The 2,022-nt window shown below is 75.9% G+C and carries 2 protein-coding genes and 1 pseudogene; all 3 read right to left on the reverse strand.

Annotated elements, in window-relative coordinates; translation table 11 throughout:
* A partial coding sequence (ku, locus tag SACPADRAFT_RS28645; protein WP_007027414.1) for a non-homologous end joining protein Ku occupies window positions 1-831 on the reverse strand: 831 nt, incomplete at its 3' end.
* 37 nt (window positions 832-868) lie between these two features.
* On the reverse strand, window positions 869-1,228 hold the full coding sequence (locus tag SACPADRAFT_RS0218435; RefSeq protein ID WP_007027415.1) for a hypothetical protein: 360 nt from the start codon (window positions 1,226-1,228) through the stop codon (window positions 869-871).
* 123 nt (window positions 1,229-1,351) lie between these two features.
* Window positions 1,352-2,022, reverse strand: a pseudogene (locus tag SACPADRAFT_RS28650) (hypothetical protein); the annotation flags it as partial.

Below are 2,022 nucleotides of genomic sequence, written 5' to 3' on the forward strand. Positions count from 1 at the left end.
CCCCGGGCTCTCCGGGGCGCCGTCAGCGGTCGCCCCCTCCGCCGTACCGCCGGCGGAATCGTCATCGTCCCGGTGGCCGACGCTCTCGCCGAGGGCGCGCAGCAGCCGCGTCACGGCCTCGTCCTGTTCCGCCCCGGTCGGGCGCAGCACCGCGCTGCCGTCCCCCTTCGCCGCCACGAGGTCGGCGAGCGCGCGGGAGAAGTCGTCGTCGAGACCGTCCGTGTCGAACTCGGTGGTCAACTCCTCGATCAGGCCCGCGGCGGCACGGATCCGGGACAGCTCCAGGCCCGTGTCGCCGTCGAGCACGTCGAAGTCGGGGGTGCGCAGCTCGGCGGGCCAGTGCACCGTGTCGAGCACCAGCACCCGGTCGTGCGGCCGGAGCACCCCGAGGGTCTCGCGCTGCCGCAACGCCACCTTCACCACGGCCACCCGGTCCGCCCGGCGCAGTGCCTCGCCGAGGAGCGTGTACGGCTTCACCGCCTCCGGTTCCGGTTCGAGGTAGTAACTCTTCCCCAGCCGCACCGGGTCGATGCCCCCCGCGGGGACGAACGCGTGGATGCGCATGGACCGGGTGGTCGGCACGGTGAGCGCCGCGAGGTCGTCCTCGTCGAGCACGACGACGTCCCCGTTCGGCGCGACCACCCCCTTGCCGATCTCGGTGGTGGGCACTTCCGCGTCCTCGACCTCGCACACCCGCCGGTACCGGATCCGGCCACCGTCGGTGGTGTGGACCTGCGTCAGGCCGGTGCTCTGCTCGGTCACGGCGGTGTGGGCGCGCACGGGGACGGCGAAGGCGCCGAATCCGATCGTGCCCTTCCAGACGCTGCGCATTCCCGCAGCGTAGCGAGCGTCGGGCCCGCCCCGACAGCTACAAACGGGTGTCCGCGCCCGCCGTTTCGGCGATCCGCCGCGCCAGTGGGGCCCCCGAGTCGAGCGCCTCCGCCGAACAGCCCAGCGCGGTGGCCGCCGCCCGGAGGACCTCGGCGAGGGCGGTGACGTCCACCGTCGCCGCCCCGGACAGGGCCCCGTCGTCCGACCCCTCCCGCAGGCGCCCGGCGAGCTCGGTACAGGCCGTGGCGAGCCCGCGCTGGCTCGCCACGACATCACCGAGGACGGCGACCAGGTCCCCGAGCTCGGCGTCCGGGGCGTCGGCGAGCGCGCTCGCGCAGGCGCGGAGATGGGACGCGGCCACGGTGACCGGCAGCACCACGGGTTCCAGCTCGGACATGCGCACCCCCGGCGGTATTCGGGACGCCCGGCACGGTTCGCGACGGTGGATCCATCCTGCCACCACGGACCCGCGTCCCCGACACCGACACCCTCCCCCCGCGCCGGACCCACCCGGCCGTGCTCACCCGGGTTCACCGGGTGCCTGCGGGGCCGGTGCCACGGGGCCCACCGCCGCCCGGAGCACCGCGTTCGCCACCCGCCTGCGCCAGACCCCGTCGGTGCCGGACGCGTCGGTGCCGGACGCGTCGGTGCCGGAACGGCCGGTGCGGAGGGCGAAGGCGTCGACCGCCCCCGTGCCGAGCGTGTCGACCCGGGCCCACCGCACGTCCACCGCACACCGGTGCAGCGCCCGCGCGACCCGGTGCAGCAGTCCGATCCGGTCGGGTGCGCGGAGTTCGAGCACGACCGTGTCGTCGCCCGCCGCCTCGTCGTCGAACCAGAGCACCCGGGGCACGGCGGAGGCCCGGGCACCCGCGGTCCCGGCGGTGTCGTAGGCCCGTTCCTTCGCCGCGATGCGGCGCCGGAGATCGGCCGACCCGGTGAGGGCGCGGGCGAACTGCTCCCGCAGCAGGGCCTCGTCCGGCATCCGTCCGAACACGGGGGAGACGGTGAACACCCCGACCACCGCGGTGCCGTGGGGGCCGGGGCCACCGGGAGGCCGCAGCGTCGCGGTGTGCACCGCGACGGAGTTCAGCGCGAGCACCCCCGTGGCCGCGGTGAGCAGGTCCGCTCCCGGTGGGGCGGCCAGCACCAGCTCGGCGGGCCCGCGGGTCCCGGTGATCCGCAGTTGTC

Origin of the sequence: Saccharomonospora iraqiensis subsp. paurometabolica YIM 90007, assembly GCF_000231035.2 — a bacterium.
Classification (GTDB): domain Bacteria; phylum Actinomycetota; class Actinomycetes; order Mycobacteriales; family Pseudonocardiaceae; genus Saccharomonospora; species Saccharomonospora paurometabolica.

Excerpts from the sequence above, each read along its gene's own strand:
- SACPADRAFT_RS0218435 (WP_007027415.1), bottom strand. The coding sequence starts at position 1,228 with ATGTCCGAGCTGGAACCCGTGGTGCTGCCGGTCACCGTGGCCGCGTCC.